At 35.7% G+C, this 17,846-nt stretch carries 16 protein-coding genes and 1 other annotated feature; all 16 genes read right to left on the minus strand.

Annotation, left to right across the window (positions count from 1 at the left end):
* Positions 1 to 24 precede the first annotated feature (24 nt).
* Positions 25 to 333 (minus strand): 30S ribosomal protein S10, encoded by a 309-nt coding sequence (gene rpsJ / locus HYQ40_04465; GenBank protein MBZ6527020.1) that lies wholly within the window; start codon positions 331 to 333, stop codon positions 25 to 27.
* A 447-nt stretch (positions 334 to 780) separates the two neighbouring features.
* Positions 781 to 1,590 (minus strand): phosphonate ABC transporter, permease protein PhnE, encoded by an 810-nt coding sequence (phnE, locus tag HYQ40_04470; GenBank protein MBZ6527021.1) that lies wholly within the window; start codon positions 1,588 to 1,590, stop codon positions 781 to 783.
* A 15-nt stretch (positions 1,591 to 1,605) separates the two neighbouring features.
* A complete protein-coding gene (gene phnE, locus HYQ40_04475; protein ID MBZ6527022.1) occupies positions 1,606 to 2,409 on the minus strand; it encodes a phosphonate ABC transporter, permease protein PhnE in 804 nt (267 codons plus the stop codon).
* A 36-nt stretch (positions 2,410 to 2,445) separates the two neighbouring features.
* Positions 2,446 to 3,219: a phosphonate ABC transporter ATP-binding protein gene (gene phnC / locus HYQ40_04480; protein MBZ6527023.1), complete on the minus strand. Its 774-nt coding sequence runs from the start codon at positions 3,217 to 3,219 to the stop codon at positions 2,446 to 2,448.
* Between the two features lie 78 nt (positions 3,220 to 3,297).
* Positions 3,298 to 4,335 (minus strand): PhnD/SsuA/transferrin family substrate-binding protein, encoded by a 1,038-nt coding sequence (locus tag HYQ40_04485; protein MBZ6527024.1) that lies wholly within the window; start codon positions 4,333 to 4,335, stop codon positions 3,298 to 3,300.
* 319 nt (positions 4,336 to 4,654) lie between these two features.
* Positions 4,655 to 6,268: a peptide ABC transporter substrate-binding protein gene (locus HYQ40_04490; protein MBZ6527025.1), complete on the minus strand. Its 1,614-nt coding sequence runs from the start codon at positions 6,266 to 6,268 to the stop codon at positions 4,655 to 4,657.
* Positions 6,269 to 6,451: 183 nt separating this feature from the next.
* Positions 6,452 to 7,828 carry an argininosuccinate lyase gene (gene argH / locus HYQ40_04495; GenBank protein ID MBZ6527026.1) on the minus strand — a complete coding sequence of 459 codons (1,377 nt, stop codon included), beginning with the start codon at positions 7,826 to 7,828 and terminating at the stop codon, positions 6,452 to 6,454.
* A 27-nt stretch (positions 7,829 to 7,855) separates the two neighbouring features.
* Positions 7,856 to 9,058: an argininosuccinate synthase gene (locus tag HYQ40_04500; protein MBZ6527027.1), complete on the minus strand. Its 1,203-nt coding sequence runs from the start codon at positions 9,056 to 9,058 to the stop codon at positions 7,856 to 7,858.
* A gap of 2 nt (positions 9,059 to 9,060) precedes the next feature.
* Positions 9,061 to 10,269: an amidohydrolase gene (locus tag HYQ40_04505; protein MBZ6527028.1), complete on the minus strand. Its 1,209-nt coding sequence runs from the start codon at positions 10,267 to 10,269 to the stop codon at positions 9,061 to 9,063.
* Positions 10,270 to 10,288: 19 nt separating this feature from the next.
* Complete coding sequence (locus HYQ40_04510; protein ID MBZ6527029.1) at positions 10,289 to 11,095, minus strand: transporter substrate-binding domain-containing protein; 807 nt, start codon at positions 11,093 to 11,095, stop codon at positions 10,289 to 10,291.
* 105 nt (positions 11,096 to 11,200) lie between these two features.
* Positions 11,201 to 11,425: a binding site (T-box leader), on the minus strand.
* 186 nt (positions 11,426 to 11,611) lie between these two features.
* On the minus strand, positions 11,612 to 12,541 hold the full coding sequence (locus HYQ40_04515) for an ATP-binding cassette domain-containing protein (GenBank protein ID MBZ6527030.1): 930 nt from the start codon (positions 12,539 to 12,541) through the stop codon (positions 11,612 to 11,614).
* A 3-nt stretch (positions 12,542 to 12,544) separates the two neighbouring features.
* A complete protein-coding gene (locus HYQ40_04520) occupies positions 12,545 to 13,600 on the minus strand; it encodes an ABC transporter ATP-binding protein (protein ID MBZ6527031.1) in 1,056 nt (351 codons plus the stop codon).
* A 10-nt stretch (positions 13,601 to 13,610) separates the two neighbouring features.
* A complete protein-coding gene (locus HYQ40_04525) occupies positions 13,611 to 14,534 on the minus strand; it encodes an ABC transporter permease (GenBank protein ID MBZ6527032.1) in 924 nt (307 codons plus the stop codon).
* Between the two features lie 2 nt (positions 14,535 to 14,536).
* Positions 14,537 to 15,469, minus strand: coding sequence for an ABC transporter permease (locus HYQ40_04530; protein ID MBZ6527033.1), 933 nt, complete (start codon positions 15,467 to 15,469; stop codon positions 14,537 to 14,539).
* A gap of 411 nt (positions 15,470 to 15,880) precedes the next feature.
* A complete protein-coding gene (locus tag HYQ40_04535; protein ID MBZ6527034.1) occupies positions 15,881 to 17,059 on the minus strand; it encodes an ABC transporter substrate-binding protein in 1,179 nt (392 codons plus the stop codon).
* A gap of 337 nt (positions 17,060 to 17,396) precedes the next feature.
* Positions 17,397 to 17,846 (minus strand): ASCH domain-containing protein, encoded by a 450-nt coding sequence (locus HYQ40_04540; protein MBZ6527035.1) that lies wholly within the window; start codon positions 17,844 to 17,846, stop codon positions 17,397 to 17,399.

The raw sequence follows: 17,846 nt of genomic DNA on the forward strand, positions 1-17,846 counted from the left end.
ACACCTCCATTTTTTTATTTTGTTTTATAACTTAATTTCTACGTCTACACCACTTGGTAAATCTAATTTCATTAATGCATCAACTGTTTTAGCAGTTGGGTTAACGATATCGATTAAACGTTTGTGTGTGCGCATTTCAAATTGCTCACGTGAATCTTTGTATTTATGTGGTGAACGGATTACTGTATATACCGAACGTTCAGTTGGTAATGGGATTGGCCCTACAGTTTGTGCTCCTGTTCTTTGTGCAGATTCTACGATTTTATTCGCTGATACATCAAGTGCACGATGCTCATATGCTTTCAGACGAATACGAATTTTTTGGTTTGCCATTGTTTTTTCCTCCTCCGTCAAATTTGTTAAATTGACTTGCTCCGCAAGAATTACCGACTACACTGGTCATTGGCAACTCAGCCTAGCGTGTCGCAACCTCTCGCTTCATAGCTCGCCCGCCTCAAATAGCAGGGGGCTGTGTTACGTTCAGTAGAAGTAAATCTACTTATGACACAACGAATATTATAACGAAACTTCCGAATAGAATCAAGCTTTTTTTGCATTTATTTTCCAAAAAACTTTATTTGTTTTCTAGATGCCGTTATTATACGCTTTTGTGTCTTAATTTATCACTTTAAGTATTTTAATGCAAAACAATCTTAAATGAAAGTATTATATTTAATTATTTTCAATACTTTTTTTAATTGTACATATAATGGAAGGAACAGAAAAAAATAGCTAAGGAAATCCTTTTGAATTCCTTTAGCTACTTTAGTTTTTAAGTTTTTAACCATTCACAAGTTTTTCTCGGATTTTCGATGAGAAGTATTCAATCGCTAGGATTAAAATTATCAATCCTATTAGTATTGATCCAACCTCACTCCAGCGATAAGCATTCATCGCAAAGATTAGAGGCGCTCCAATACCACCTGCTCCTACTAAACCTAATACAGTTGCGTCTCGTAAGTTCATATCAAAGCGATATATTGTTGTTGATAAGAAGTTAGTGAAAAGTTGTGGAATGACACCATATCGAATCTTTTCGAATGTGTTACATCCCGCCGCTTCCATTGCTTCTAATATCCCACCGTCAATTTCTTCTATTGTATCAAGGTATAATTTAGAAACCATTCCAATAGAAGTAATAGACATTGTCAGAACACCAGCGTATGCTCCTGGTCCTGTCACTCGGATGAACATCAATCCATATACAAATGATGGAATCGTACGTACGATTACAAGTAAGGTCCTTACTATAAATGACAGGACTGGACCAACAATACTTTGTGACATTAAGAATGCGACCGGTATTGCAAGTATCGACCCAAAAATTGTTCCTAAAAATGCAATACAAATTGTTTCAAATAATAAGTACGGAACACCATCATCAGAGAAATTAAATAAGAATTCTAAATCCGGCGTAAAAATCCCTGTAATTATATTACTTGCGATTGTCGATCCTCTACTATCTATTCCGTTAAATTGAACTCCCGTCATCGACCAAATTAATAATCCAATTAAAATGGCGAATATTGTAATGTAGTATACTCGGCGGTCGGGTTCACGTTCGAGTTGTTTATTAATCATATTATTCATTCTTGATGCCTCTTTCTAAGTTAGTCGTTGGCGATAATATTCACTAATTTGTTCAATGATAAATACAACTACCATTAGTATTAATAAAATCATCCCTGCATTCGCATAATCACGCCAACCTAATTCTTGGTTTAAGATTAAGCCAATACCACCTGCACCTACGTATCCTAATATCGCTGCGTATCGAATATTACCTTCAAAAGCGAAAAGTGATACTGATAAGTACGTTGGCATAATTTGTGGTACCACTGCGTAACGGAATGCTTCGACTTTCGATAACCCCATTGACTCCATAGCTTCGAATGGTCCCATATCAATATTCTCAATGTTTTCATACATTAATTTACCAATATATGAGAAAGTAAAGATGAAGATTGCTATTGTCCCTGCAGTCGTTCCAATTCCGAATACAAATGTTGCAATTGAAGCTGTGATTAGTGTTGGTAATGTACGTGTAATTGACAAAAATAATTTAAAGATACCAGTAACCCAACGACTTTGGATTAAATTCGCAGAAGATAACATAGCAATAGGTATTGCTACAATCGCTCCAAGAACTGATCCTAATAAAGACATTTGAATTGTATCAATCATTGGTCGCCATATATTGCTTGAATACTTCCAATTTGGTGGAATCATTTGACCTAAGATTACAAAGAATTGCTCTCCTCGTTCAGCTAACACTGATAATTCAGTTTCAGTAACCCGAAGTGCTATAAATGTAAAAATTAATAATAATAAAATAATCAGTGGCACTCTTGTAGCTTTCTGATAAACGGACTTACCATTAGACAAAGTTATTTCTTTCGGTTTAAAAATGCGATCATAAAGTTTTAATTCCACTCATCTCGCCTCCTATAACGGTGTAATTGAAGATTCAACAACTTCAACTGGTTGGTTTTGGTAAATTTTGTTTAATACCTCTTGATTTACTTCACTTGAAGGACCGTCATAAACAACTTCACCTTTTGCAATTCCAATTATGCGATCTGCATACTCTAATGCTAAATCAACATGGTGAATATTTATAAGAACTGAAATATTCATTTCTGTATTAATACGTTTAAAGTCATCCATAACTACTTTTGCCGTTACGGGGTCAAGTGATGCTACTGGCTCATCTGCTAAAATAATCGATGGGTTTTGTGCTAACGTTCTTGCTAGGGCAACACGTTGTTGTTGTCCACCTGATAGTTGATCAACTCGTGTATAAGCTTTGTCTAAAATCCCTACTTTATCTAAAGCTTCTAATCCACGGATTTTATCCTCCTTCGTGAAACTTCCTGTAAGTTTTCGCCAAAAAGGTAAGCCTGGTACACTCGACACTAATACATTGTTTAACACACTAATACGTGTGACTAAGTTAAATGATTGGAAAATCATACCAATTTTACGGCGGAAACGTCTTAATTCTTTTGAGCTTAAACTTGTTACATTTTCATCATCAACAGTTAAAGTCCCTTCGGAAATACTGTGCATACGGTTAATACATCGTATTAAAGTTGATTTACCAGCACCCGATAAACCAATAATTGCGACAAACTCACCTTGTTCAATCGTTAAATTAACATCTTTTAGAGCTGTTACACCATTTGGATATTTTTTACTTACGTTTTCAAATTTAATCATATTATTACAAACCTTTCTTCAAGCAAATAAGAGCTAGGATAGATCCTAGCTCTTATATCTATATAGTAAATTTAGTTATTAGTTCGATTGGTCGCGCAAAATTTGTTGTGCTTGACGCTCTACATCGTAGTCAGCACTTTCTGCAATTTCATAACCTTCATGAGCATAGATAGCAATGATTTCTTTTCCTTCGTCAGTTTCAGAAATATTGATAAATGCTTCTTGTAAAGCTGCTTTCAATTCATCAGTCATAGCGTCTGAATTATTACTTACTGAAATAGTATCGTTATAAATACCTGGCGTTACACCAATAACATCTGTATCTGTCCAGATATCATTTTCTCCGCCTAATTCAGCTTCCCATTGATCAACATAGTCGCGACGTCCGTCAGCAAATACAGTTAAAACATCTACTTGTCCAGATGCTAAACGTGCAAATGAGTTTAAGTATGAATCAGCTTGCACTAAGTTTTCAAGGTCGCTTAAGTTATGTCCAAAGTTATCTTGTAACCAAATCGTTGGATAGATGTAGCCTGCTGAAGAAGATGGACTCATTACTGACCAGTTAGCAGAGTTTAAATCTTCAAACGATAATTCTTCACCGTTATTTACTTTATCAGCTAATTCGCGTCCTTTTTCAGACGGTCCAGCGATCATAATAGCACGGTAATAGGTAACTTGTTCATCTGTTGCTTCAGTTGGTTTGTTAGCATTCCATTCAGCTGGATTCTCTGAATCGTTACTTAAACCAGCACGCGTAGAAGTTAATATCACTTCAGCACCATCATCATATAGTACGTAAGTTCCACCAGGAATAAATCCTATATCAATTGTTCCAGCTGATAATCCTTCACCAACACCTTCATATGAAGTACCAACAGTGATATCAACAGAACCCACTTCATAACCTAGTTTTGCTAATTCATCAATCAATAATTGCTCTAAAGGCTCAGTTGCAGTAACAATTTCTTCTGGATCTCGCGATGGTACAAACCCAATGGATAACTCATCAATCTGGGTCGTTTCTTGAGCAGCTACAGCTGGCATTGCTACAGATACAAGTGTTGCAGCAGAAGCTACTGTTAGCGCTGCTTTCTTAAACCAATTTTTTAACATAAAAATAATTCCTCCCTTATTTTCATAACGTGTACATTATATAGCACTTTCATAAAAAAGACTAACCTATTTATGTAAATTTTATGTAAATTTTCTTTACATAGATTATTTATATTTGTTAATAAAAAAATGTTCATCTTATTTGTTGTAAAAACAAGAACTAGGAAGAGTAAATTTTTCTAATTAGTTAGCTATTCTAATGATTCTTTTCTTCTTCAAAGTAATTTGATGTTATATTAGAAATCAAAATCAATCTATTATTCTCTAAAATACTCAAAAAAGCTCACCTCGAAAGGTGAGCTTTTAACTTGAATTAATATTATTCAGCTGAGATTGTTATGTCTTTCAAGCTTACGTTACCTAAAGCATCTGGCTCTAAGTTTTGAACGTGGTCTTGAATTACATAGTTACTTGTGTAGTAATAAATTGGAATAACTGGCATCTCTTCCATGAAGATTGCTTCAGCATCTAATAACATTTGAGTACGTGCTGCTGGGTCTTCTTCAGCCGCAGAAGCATCAATTAATTCCTTGTACTCTTCATTTCCCCATCCAGTATCGTTGTTACCAGTTTCGGCAGTACGATACATATCTAAAAATGAGATAGCGTCGTTGAAGTCAGCAATCCATCCCATACGTCCAACTTGGTAGTCAAGAACGTTTAGACGGTCTAAGTATACTTGCCATTCTGTGGAATCAATTTCAGCGTTGATTCCTAAGTTAGATGCCCATCCAGCTTGGATAAATTGAGCAATTGTTGAGTGAGCTTCACTATCGTTAATTGAAATATTAACTGTAATTTCGCTTGGATCAGAATAACCTAATTCTTCCATAGCAAGTGCTAAGTATTCGTTTGCTTCTTCGAATGCAGCATCTTGCATGTAACCACGGTCTTCTTCAAATCCTTCAATTGTTGGAGGAACTACACCTAATGCTGGTAATTGTCCACCTTTAATGACGTTATCGATTAAACCTTGACGGTCAATAGCTAATGATAATGCTTTACGTAAGTTAACGTTTTGCATTAATTCATCCGTTGTATTTAATTTGTACCAGTAGATTGCTGCATAAGGAACTGTGTTTAACTCATCATTAGCACGGTACATGTCAATTGAGTCCAGAGAAACTGTTCCGTAAGGAGTTCCTAAATAATCTAAGTTACCAGCTTGGAATTCAGCGTTTGCTGTTGATTCTTGCTCGATAATTTGGATGTTAACTGTTTCTAAAGCTACATTGTCAGCATCCCAGTATTCTGCATTTTTAGCTAACACTAAGTCACTGTTGTGGTTCCATGTATCTAAACCAAAAGGTCCGTTAGTTACATATGTTTCACCAGCGTCAGCAGCCCAACCTGTAGCATCAGCATCAACTGTTGCTTGGTGAACTGGCATATAAGTGTAGAATGAAGTTAATTCTAAGAAGTATGGCGTTGGGTTGTTTAATGTTACTTCTAATGTGTAATCATCAACAGCAGTAACACCTACAGCGTCGGCTTCACCTTCACCAGAGTTAAATTCTTCAGCACCAGCAATTGGGTAAAGAATTGAAGCATATTGAGAAGCAGTTTCAGGGTTTAATGCACGTTTCCAAGCATACTCGAAATCGTTCGCTGTAACTGGATCTCCATTTGTCCATGTTGAATCTTGACGTAAAGTAAATGTCCATGTAAGGCCATCTTCACTTTCTTCCCATGATTCAGCAACACCCGGTTCAATCTCACCGTGGTTATTGTGTGTTAATCCTTCAAAAACGTTACGAATAACTGATCCTGAAGTAGAGTCTGTCGCTAGAGCAGGGTCTAACGTTGGTGGCTCTGTACCAATCGATAAGTTAAGTGTCGCTGCGTCTTGTGCAGATGCAGTAGTTTGCGCTAATGGCGCTACACTTAATAAAAATAAACTAACTAATGTAAGTACTTTTAAGAACTTTTTCATTAATGTTCCTCCTTTTAATTTATATCTAATAATATACAGTATTTATTAGAATTTAACAAGGGCACTTGACATATTTATTTAATTATTAAGCGGTTTAATGATTGATATACTAATAATCTGGCATTTACTCATATCGTCATTATTTTATAACGATTGATTCAAATAACTTATAATTAGGTAGATTTATTCACAGAATAGATTTTTAATCATATCAATATGTTCCTGAACTTTTTCCGGTGTAGGACCACCGTCTACTTGACGACGGTTAACACAAGCTGACAAATCAATCGCATCATAAATATCTTCTTCAAACAATGGATGCTCTGCTTGATACTCAGATAAAGCGAGTGTCTCTAATGTCTGATTCGTCTCCACACAGTGTTGAATAATGTTACCAGTCACTTGATAAGCATCACGAAACGGTAAGCCTTTAGCAACTAAATAATCTGCACAATCAGTTGAATTAATGAAACCAGTACTCGCTGCCTGATACATCTTATCTTTATTGGCAATTGTCTCATCAATCATTTTAGGTAATAATGATACCATCATTTTGATTGTATCTATCGCATCGAATAACCGTTCTTTCTCTTCTTGAATATCTTTGTTATAAGCTAATGGGATTCCTTTCATGATTGTTAACACAGCCATTAAATCTCCATATATTCTCCCAGACTTGCCTCTAAAGAGTTCATGGATATCAGCGTTCTTCTTCTGTGGCATAATCGAAGACCCGGTAGAAAATGTATCTTTTAAAGACAAAAATTGAAATTCTTGCGATGTCCATATAATTACTTCCTCACTGTAACGACTTAAATGCATACTCAAGATTGAAAAAGCAGATAATAATTCAATACTATAATCTCTATCTGACACAGCATCTAGACTATTACTTGAGTAGTTATCAAATCCTAACAACTCCGTTGTATATTCACGGTCTAAAGGAAATGTGGTTGTCGCTAATGCTCCAGCACCTAGCGGCATCGTTTTTTTAATTCGTTTAGCTACATCTTCTAAACGTCCGTGATCTCGACGGAACATCTCTACATAAGCCATTAAGTAATGTCCATATGTTATTGGCTGGGCGCGTTGTAAGTGAGTGTAACTCGGCATGATCGTTTCTAAATGCACCTGTGCTTCATCAGTGAACGCAAGCATCACTTTTTCTAAAGCATTGATAATCAATTCAACTTCATCTAAAGCGTAAACTTTCATTGCTGTTGCTACTTGATCGTTACGACTTCTTCCTGTATGAATCTTCTTACCAATATCTCCTAACCTTCGCGTTAATTCTGCTTCTATAAAACTATGTATATCTTCTTCCTCTAAGTCAATTTGAAGTGTTTTATCTACATATTCACTTCTCATTGACTCCAACTCTTCTACCAAACGCTTGGCTTCATCGGTCTCAATAATACCTTGCTTACCTAGCATTTTTGCATGGGCAATACTTCCACGCAAATCTGCATCGAATAATCGAATATCTACAATAATTGATTGATTGAATTGATAAGCTGATTGAGACATTTCTTGATGAAATTCATTGCTCCAAATTGCCATGTATAAACCTCCCTTTCTTAACGTTTGTTAGAGAAGACCCAATCTCTTTTGAATCTTCGTTGGTAAAGTAATTACATTAATATATCCTTCTGCGTCATGATGATCGAATAAATCATCTTCTCCAAAGCCTGATACATCTTCATCAAATAAGGCAAACTCACTTTTCAATCCATGAGGTATTATGTTTCCTTTATATAATTTCAGTTTCACTTCACCCGTTACTGAGGATTGTGTATGATTCATAAAGGCTAAAATAGAATCGCTAGCCATTGAATACCATTGACCGTTGTAGATTAACTCTGCGAACTCCATAGATAAATGTTGTTTTAATTTTATTGTTTCTTTCGTTAGAGTTAAACTTTCTAAACGTTCATGTGCATCCATTAAAAGTGTGGCACCAGGTGTCTCGTATATACCTCTCGATTTCATACCAATCGTTCTGTCTTCAATCCAATCAAGTACTCCGATTCCATGTTTCCCTGCAATTTTATTTAATCTTTCTAACACTTCATGTGGTTTCATTGTTTCGTTATTCACAGCCGTTGCCTTCCCATGTTCAAATGTAATTTGAACAACTTCAGCTTCATCCGGAGTAGCTTCTAATGCCTTAGTAATATGTAAAATACTTGAGTAATCAACTGCATTTTCTGGACTTTCGATGTCACCACCTTCGTGACTGATGTGCATTAAGTTTTCATCTTCTGAGTATATCTTTTCAATTGTAGATGTAACAGGCACTCCTTTTAAAGCCGCATATTCAATGGCATCTTCACGTGATTTAATATCCCAAATTCTCCATGGTGCTACTATTTTCATCTCTGGATCGAAAGCAGCAATACCTGTTTCAAAACGTACTTGATCGTTCCCTTTACCTGTACAACCATGACATATTGCAATTGCCCCTTCACTATGAGCAACAGCTACTAATTCTTTTGCAATTAGTGGACGCGCTAAGGCTGTACCTAATAAGTATGTACCTTGATATTTTAAATTGCTTTGAATAGCTGGATAGACATATTCCTCTACCAAGACATCTGCAACATGTGGGTTATAAAACTTGCTTGCGCCTGATGCAATAGCTTTTTTCTCTACTGCTTCCCAGTCTTCCTTCTGACCAACATCGACACACACTGCGATAATATCCGCATCATAATTTTCTTTCAACCATGGAATCGTTATCGACGTATCTAATCCACCTGAATATGCTAATACAATTTTATCTTTACTCATAATTATTCTCCTTTAAGTTCCGTTTTTAATAATTGCTTGTCATACTCTACCGCAACCGTAATCAACATCTTCAAACCTACCTTCAATACATCTTCATCAATGTTAAACCTTGGATGATGTAAAGGATATTGCGTTTCTTTAGTATTATTATTACTCCCTAGCATAGCGAAGGTAGCAGGGATGACTTGACTATAAGCCGAGAAATCTTCGCCAAACATTCCCGGATTACGGCTTATTACTTTCACTTTTAGTGAATTTTCCACGATTGTTTTAATCATTCTTGTCTTAACTTTGTCATTCGAGACCGAACGCGCCCCATGTTCAAAATTAAATTCATAAGTAGCATCGTAATAACCACAAATGCCATCTAATATTTGTTTCATTTTGGCTTCGATACTTTCAGCTACCTCTTTATCAAAGGTTCTAATATTACCACCAAATTCTAAGGTATCAGGGATAATGTTAAGTGAGACACTATTACCTGCATTAATGTAAGTATTAGATACAACTGCTGATTTCTGTGCATCTATTTGCTGCGACGGGATTTCAGTGAACGCTTGTATAAGCTTACTAACAATATTAAGAGGATTAACTGCTCTATATGGATCGGAAGCGTGTCCTCCTAAACCATAGAGTGTAATTTTGTATACATCTGAACTGGCAGTAACAGGACCTTCTTTAATATCAATGTATCCAACTTCAAATTCTGGTGATACATGTTGTCCGTAGACAAAGTCTAAATCATCTAGCAGTCCTGTTTTCATTATTTCTTCCGCTCCTCCAGGAGGTAGCTCTTCAGCATGTTGGAAGATACAGTAAATATCGCCAGTTAATATATCAAAATGATCGTCCAGCCATTGGCAAGCGGTCATTAACATCGCAGTGTGTCCATCATGGCCACACGCGTGCATAACACCTTCATTTTGTGAGCAATATATTAATTCCTCTAATTCTTCTTGAATTGGAAGTGCATCGAGATCAGCCCGTAAACCAATTTTACTTCCTGGATTCGCTGTTTTGAATATCCCAATAACACTCGTTTTTGTCGGTTTAATCACTTCTACATGATTCAGTGTTTTTAGGAACTGCTCAACATAATTAACAGTACTATGTTCATTAAAAGATGTTTCAGGATATTGGTGTAAATGTCGTCTACGATGAATTAGTACATCTTCGTATTGGTTTAAATTGTTTAAATATTCAAGTGTCACTTTAATTCCCTCATTTTTCTTATTCTTGTGCGGCGCTAGCTTTTTGAATATTCTCTTCAAAAACTTTATCTAAGTCTCCATTCTCTTTTGCTTCAGTAATAACTTTATTAACAATTTCTAGCAATTCTTTATTGCCTTTTGTCATCGCAACAGATGTTCCTAGGAGTTCATTATCTATGTCAATGCCTTCCACCACTGTCATAATATCCCCATAATTATTTAAATATTGTTGAAGTGTTAAGTCAGACATAAAGATTGCATCCACCTTTTTAGCTTTTAATCCTTCAACCAAATCTCCATTTTTACTCATTGATACTAATTCAACTTCAGGTAAATGTTCTTTCAAATAAATTTCTTGAGTTGATGTTAATAAAGCTCCTACTTTCTTTCCTTTGAAATCTTCCAGAGTTTTAAAGTTATCAATTTGATCACTCGCTACCGAAAATTGACTAACGGGTTCATAGTATGAAACTGAGAAATCAACTACGTTTGCTCGTTCCTCTGTATTAGACATTCCGGATATAATTAAATCTATTTTATTCGTATTCAATGTTGGTATTAAAGAATCAAATGCACGGTTATCAATGACGAGCTCTACACCAATCTCATCGGCAATCATCTTCCCTAGTGATGCGTCGATTCCAACAACAACTGCCTCGCCGTCTACTATCTCAACCCATTCAAAAGGCGGATACTCTGCATTCATTCCTACAACGAGTTGACCTTTTTCTTTTATTTCTTCTAATGTGGCTGCCTTAACATTTACCGCTGATAATACAAAAATACTCGCAACAAAGATTAATATTATTTTATATATTTTTTTCATTTGATTTGCTCCTAATTTGTTATTTTTATTAAGAAATAAACACTCGACTAAGCTTTTTATGGTATAAAAAAACTCCGTCTCTATCGCTGCATAAAAAAATGCAACGATAGAGACGGAGTTTAATCCGCGGTACCACTCTAGTTAACTCGTTCATATGGCCATATGAACTTCATTCACTCTGTTTGTTAACGCTCAGACAGCGAAGTTAGCTATGTGTTCACTAACTTGTCTCATAAGTGCGGTTCAACTACTCATAGATAAATAGGCTTCCACTCTGTCCTATCTCGCTGTTATCGAATCGTAATTTACTCTCTTATTCTTTGACTTATTTATTAACTTGAAAGTATTCTACCAACTCAAAAAGTGAATGTCAACACTTTAATTAAAATTATATTAGATTCTGATTATATTGCTGAGTTTTTTCTTACTATTCACATTATAATTAGTATAAAATCGTTGCTCTTATAATATAAAAACACAAGTACCGAAACGATACTTGTGTCTAAACAATCCTTATTAAATTGTTGTTTGTTGTCCCATCCATCTGTCTAAGTCAGTCTTAGCTGCGTAAACATAATGTTCTGGTCCGACTTCATGAGTTGAAATTTCTTCGTCGAGCACTTCTTCGTGTGAGTATGGTACACGTTGACGCTTACTCTCACTAATTGGATCAGGTTTAGGTACAGCTGATAACAATGATTTTGTATAAGGATGCACTGGATTATTGTAAATCTCATCTGCATTCCCTAACTCAACAATCTTACCACGATACATAACAGCAATACGATCTGAGATGTATTTAACCATTGATAAATCATGGGCAATGAATAAATATGTTAACCCTTGCTCACGTTGGAACTTCTTCATTAAGTTAACAACTTGCGCTTGAATCGAAACATCTAAGGCAGAGATAGGCTCATCCGCAATGATAAATTTAGGTTCTAAAGCCAATGCACGGGCAATTCCGATACGTTGTCTTTGTCCACCTGAGAATTCATGGGCGTAACGTCCAGCATGCTCAGCGTTTAATCCAACTGATGTTAATAACTCATCAATTCGATCAAGTCGTTCTTGACGATTCTTGTACAAACCATGAATGTCAAAACCTTCACTTATGATTTCTCCAACAGTCATACGCGGATTTAAAGAAGCATATGGATCTTGGAAAATCATTTGAATGTCAGTAGCTAATGCTTTAGCTTCATCATGTGATTTATCTCCACTAATAAGTCTTCCATCATAATGAATTTCTCCATCAGTGATGTTATATAATCCAATAATAGAACGTCCAGTTGTTGACTTACCACTTCCAGATTCCCCTACTAAACCAAGTACTTCACCTTCATAAATATCAAAGGAAACACCATCTACCGCTTTAACTGGATTTTTTTTCTTACCAAAATATTGTTTTAAATTCTTAACTTCTAGTAATTTTTTTCTCTCCATCAATTATGCATCTCCTTTCGCTTGTGATGTATAACGATCGATACGACTTTGAATTACTTCCGGAACCGGGATATTAGGCGCGTCTTCGTGCATTAACCATGATTTAACATAATGTTCGTCATTCACTTTAAATAATGGTGGTTCTTCTTCATAATCAATTGCTAAAGCGAATTGATTACGCGGAGCGAATGCGTCCCCTTTAGGTGGATCAATTAAGTTTGGTGGAGCACCTGGAATTGTATATAAATCTTCGTCATTATTACTATCTAAATCTGGCATCGAGCCTAGTAATCCCCATGTGTATGGATGTTTCGGATTATAATAAATTTCATTAGCTGAACCATACTCAACAATTTGTCCAGCATACATTACTGCAACCTTATCAGCTACGTTCGCCACAACACCTAAGTCATGCGTAATAAAAATAATCGCTGTTTCAGTTGTTTGTTGAATTTCTTTCATTAATTCAAGTATTTGAGCTTGAATTGTAACATCCAAGGCTGTTGTGGGTTCATCAGCAATAAGTAACTTTGGCTCAGCTGCTAATGCTATCGCAATAACCACACGTTGTCTCATTCCTCCAGAGAATTCATGAGGGTATTGTTCAAAGCGTTCTTCCGGGAAAGGAATTCCAACTAATTCTAATAACTCAATCGCGCGACGTTTTGCATCTGCATTATCTATATCTTTACGGTGAATTTTGAATACTTCAGTAATTTGATGTCCAATTTTGATTGTTGGATTTAAAGCAGTCATCGGATCTTGGAAAATCATTGCAATATCATTCCCGCGAATCTGTGTCACTTCATCTTCACTCAAGTCTAATATATTCTTACCGTCAAAGATAATCTCTCCTTGATCGTAGTTACCTGGAGGTTGAGGAACTAAGCGCATAATCGCGTTACTCGTTACACTCTTACCTGATCCAGATTCACCAACGATAGCTAGTGTTTCACCTTTTTTTAGTTCAAAATTAACCCCACGAACTGCGTGTATTTTACCAGCATACGTTTTAAAAGAGATATGTAAATCTTTAACTTCTAATAAATTATCTGTCATTTATATCACCTTATTTCCGTAATTTAGGGTCAAGTGCATCACGTAAACCATCACCAACAGCATTAAATCCAAAAATTGTAATTGAAATTAATAAAGCTGGGAATAATAGTCTCCATGGTGCCGTTAGGATTGCTTCATTTCCTTCTGAAGCCATAGTACCCCAACTTGCAAGTGGCGGTGTAACACCTAAACCAATATAACTTAAGAATGCCTCATTAAAAATAGCTGCTGGTATTTGTAAAGTCATTGTTACAATGATTGAACCCATTGCATTAGGAATTAAATGTTTGCGAATCAAATGAGATGCTGAAGCACCTAATGTTCTAGAAGCTAGTACATATTCTTGTTCTTTTAATGACATAACTTCTGCACGGACGATACGTGCCATTCGAATCCAACCAGTTAATGACAATGCGATAATCATCGGTACTAAACCTTGTTGTAATACTACTAATAACAAGATGATGATTAATAATTCTGGTACAGAGTTTAAAATATCACAAATACGCATCATGATATTATCAACACGTCCTCCAATTAAACCAGAAACACTACCGTAAACAACTCCAACAACTAAGTTAATAATTGCTGCTGATATACCGATTAGTAGAGAGATTCTTGCCCCTACCCATGAACGCACAAAAACGTCACGTCCTAAGTTATCTGTTCCAAACCAGAATTCCGCCGATGGCGCAGCGTTATACACACCTGTTTGTTCTGCATAATCATATTGAGATAGGATTGGTGCAAAAACAGCCATAATCGCGATAAATCCTAAAATAGTAATACCAACAATAGCTAACTTATTACGGATAAATGCACGCATAACCTCGCCCCAGAAAGAGATCGACTTCTCACTTAAGATGTCTGTATCTGCTTCACGACCACCAACTACTTCAAAATTCTTTTGCGATAGTACTTGTTCTTCAGTCATAATTAGTTGTCATCCCCTTCTAGTTTTATACGTGGATCTAGAAATACATACAAAATATCAACAATTAATACAGCTGCTAAAAGTACAATAGCAAAGAACACTGTAATACCCATGATTAATGTATAGTCACGGTTATTGATACTTTGAACAAAGTGTCGACCAAGTCCAGGAATGGCGAATATATTTTCAATAACAAAACTACCCGTTAAAACCCCGGCTATTAATGGACCTAAATAGGTCACTACTGGTAGTAGTGCATTTTTTAGTGAGTGTTTAAAAACGATTCCCCATTTTTTTAATCCTTTAGCTTTAGCTAACTTGACATATTCGGAGGTGTTTTGTTCCAACAAACTAGACCGTGTCAATTTAGCTATATTCCCCATAAAACCTAAACCTAATGCAACTGCCGGTAAAAGGATATGCATGGATGTCTTCCACCCACTGATTGGGAACCAGCCTAATTTTAAACCTAATTGGTACTGCATTAACCCTGCAAGTACAAATGATGGAATCGAGATTCCTAATACCGAAATAATTGTTGCGATATAATCTCCTGCTTTATTATGGTACATTGCAGAGATTATACCTAATAATACTCCAAAACCAATTGCAAAAAATAATGACGCCGCACCTAATGTTACTGATACTGGGAAGCTTTCTGCGATCATATCATTCGTTGATCTTCCTCGATATTTCATCGACTCTCCAAAATCAAATGTTGCAACATTTTTTACATAAGTAAAATATTGCTCATACCATGGATCATTTAATCCATATGCTTCGTTCAACTGTTCTTGAATTTGTGGTGTAACCACTTGTTGCTCAGCCGCAAAAGGATTACCTGGTGCTAGTCGCATTAGAAAGAATGTAACAGTTACAATTACGAATAATGCCAAAAGGCTGTGCCCAAAGCGTTTCAAGATATACTTAGTCACGAAATTTCCTCCTTATTTATTACATCATAATTTATGATGTGATTTTAAATCAAATTCCTTTTCAAATTTGAATTTTCCTTAGAATTATATTATACCAACGCTATTATCAATACGCTTCTGTTATCAATAATTACCAAACGTTAAATAACACCCCTATCGTGCAATGCACACAGAGGGTCAATATAATCATTCATACATTATATCAGAAACGAATGCGAATAAAAATGTTAGATGAGTATAAAGTTAGTTTATTTAAAAAGTTTGTTATTATAATTTCATTTTTATAAGTTTTACTTATAAAATTCGAATAAACTACACATTTTTCTAAACAAATAATGCAATCCAAAATAATAAACCTCTAAAGATCAGCACGACATTGTGCACCTTAGAGGTTTAATATATATTTGATTTTTAGTTTGAACTTCCATCTACTTCATAGATATTTGCTACTTCTCCATCAACTAAGTGTAGCATTGGTGCTGGTTTAACAGCATTATGCTCTTCATCAATGTAAAACTCACCTGTAACCCCACCCGTAAAGCTTTCCATGTTTTCGATTGCATCTCTTACTGCTGTTCGATCAGTTGAACCTGCGTCTTCAATTGCTTGGAATAATAATTTAGCTCCATCGTAACCTAATGCTCCAAAAGTATCTGGTGTTTTACCAAATTTCTCTTCATATGCGTCTACGAATGCTTTTCCTGCTGGGTCTTCAGTTCCTGTATAGAAGTTTGATGTAAAGTATACGTCTGTTGCATTACTTGCTCCAGCTAACTCTACGTAAGCATCACTTGCAAAACCATGTCCACTTAAGATTGGTTGAGTTAAGCCCATTTCACGCGCTTGTTTAGTGATTAACCCACCTTCAGTATAGAATGCTGGTAAATAGATAACATCAAATTCTGTTGCTAATAATGTTGTTAATACAGCTGAGAAATCTGTATCTCCACTTGTATATGACTCTTCTAAAACAACTTCATTTCCTAGTGCTTCCCATTCAGCGATGAACGGCGCTGCTTGCCCTACTGAATAGTCATTTGATTGATCAACTAAAACAACTGCTTTTTGTGCATCTAATTCATCTGTAGCAAAACGTGCTGCAGCATTTGCTTGGTACGTATAAGAAAACGCTAAACGGAATACCCAGTCTAGTACATTTCCATCATCATCTAAGGTCAAATCATCAGCGGTTGCAGCAGGAATAACCGCTGGAATTTCTGCTTGTTGCGCTACTGGACTTTGTGCTAAAACTAAGTCTGTTGCTCCGGGACCGATTAGTGCTACGGCTCCCTCTTCAACTAAACGTGTCGCTACAGATGCTGTCTCCGTCTTGTCTGATTTATTATCATAGTGCAAGATTTCTACTTGTTGTCCATCCAATAATCCACCTTCAGCATTCACTTCTTCTACAGCCAATTGTAGTGCTTCATACATTGCTTGACCATACGATGCTGAGTACCCTGACGTTTCCATATTAGCTCCAACTTTAATTGTTTCGCTCTCCTCTTGTGCTAATACAGATAAACTAGATGAAGATGCGAATAAAGTGACACCAGCTAAAAGACTTAAACCTAATTTTTTAAAGTTCATAATATTCCTCCTGTTTGTTTGGATAATAAGTATCGATGAATAATCTTAATATAATAATATCGGAAATGTCATATTCTATAACTAATCACTTCTTTCCAGATTTAACAAAAAAAGTAGCCACCCATTCGTTGAATGGATGACTACTATCAAGCCCCATTCATAACTTACACGAATAGGACTGAAACACATTAGATTTTTAATCTAAGGTTTAAGTCCTGGTCTTAATAATAATAATAATGTTATTATTCTGTAAGTTATGCATAGTTCTCTCTCTTTCCGTTAATCATTTTCTAATACACTTATAATATACTTTACTCTTTATAATTGCAAGGAGTTTCTATGATATTCTGTATACAACCTCAAATATTTCACCTACTACGAGTGAATCTTCAGTGAACTCGGTTCCATATCTCGATGCTTCTTCTTTAAAGAACTCTATATGGACGCGTCGCCAATACTCTAATGACCGATCTCCTTCGCCTTCAATGTAAGCAAATTTCTCATCAAACTCTTTAAAAGGCTGAATTATAACTTGAGAATTTTTAATAATACATTGTGCATTATTCTGGCTATCCAAAATTACACTATATGTCATGTTATTTGGAACAGGTTCATCTTCAAATTCATAACCTTCGTATAATGAAGCAGTCGCACATTTCGTTCCTTCTAGAACTAAAGCTAGTAATTTATCAGGTGCTGCCCCAAATTGCCAAGCATCATATCTTTCATGACTTAAATCCATATGGCCTTTTTGTTGATACTCCTGCCATAATTCTGATGCATTCAT

It is taken from the genome of Aerococcaceae bacterium DSM 111021 (genome assembly GCA_020112395.1).
GTDB lineage: Bacteria > Bacillota > Bacilli > Lactobacillales > Aerococcaceae > Ruoffia.

Excerpts from the sequence above, each read along its gene's own strand:
- rpsJ (MBZ6527020.1), bottom strand. The coding sequence starts at position 333 with ATGGCAAACCAAAAAATTCGTATTCGTCTGAAAGCATATGAGCATCGT.
- phnE (MBZ6527021.1), bottom strand. The coding sequence starts at position 1,590 with ATGAATAATATGATTAATAAACAACTCGAACGTGAACCCGACCGCCGA.
- phnC (MBZ6527023.1), bottom strand. The coding sequence starts at position 3,219 with ATGATTAAATTTGAAAACGTAAGTAAAAAATATCCAAATGGTGTAACA.
- HYQ40_04485 (MBZ6527024.1), bottom strand. The coding sequence starts at position 4,335 with ATGTTAAAAAATTGGTTTAAGAAAGCAGCGCTAACAGTAGCTTCTGCT.
- HYQ40_04490 (MBZ6527025.1), bottom strand. The coding sequence starts at position 6,268 with ATGAAAAAGTTCTTAAAAGTACTTACATTAGTTAGTTTATTTTTATTA.
- argH (MBZ6527026.1), bottom strand. The coding sequence starts at position 7,828 with ATGGCAATTTGGAGCAATGAATTTCATCAAGAAATGTCTCAATCAGCT.
- HYQ40_04500 (MBZ6527027.1), bottom strand. The coding sequence starts at position 9,058 with ATGAGTAAAGATAAAATTGTATTAGCATATTCAGGTGGATTAGATACG.
- HYQ40_04510 (MBZ6527029.1), bottom strand. The coding sequence starts at position 11,095 with ATGAAAAAAATATATAAAATAATATTAATCTTTGTTGCGAGTATTTTT.
- HYQ40_04515 (MBZ6527030.1), bottom strand. The coding sequence starts at position 12,541 with ATGGAGAGAAAAAAATTACTAGAAGTTAAGAATTTAAAACAATATTTT.
- HYQ40_04520 (MBZ6527031.1), bottom strand. The coding sequence starts at position 13,600 with ATGACAGATAATTTATTAGAAGTTAAAGATTTACATATCTCTTTTAAA.
- HYQ40_04525 (MBZ6527032.1), bottom strand. The coding sequence starts at position 14,534 with ATGACTGAAGAACAAGTACTATCGCAAAAGAATTTTGAAGTAGTTGGT.
- HYQ40_04535 (MBZ6527034.1), bottom strand. The coding sequence starts at position 17,059 with ATGAACTTTAAAAAATTAGGTTTAAGTCTTTTAGCTGGTGTCACTTTA.
- HYQ40_04540 (MBZ6527035.1), bottom strand. The coding sequence starts at position 17,846 with ATGAATGCATCAGAATTATGGCAGGAGTATCAACAAAAAGGCCATATG.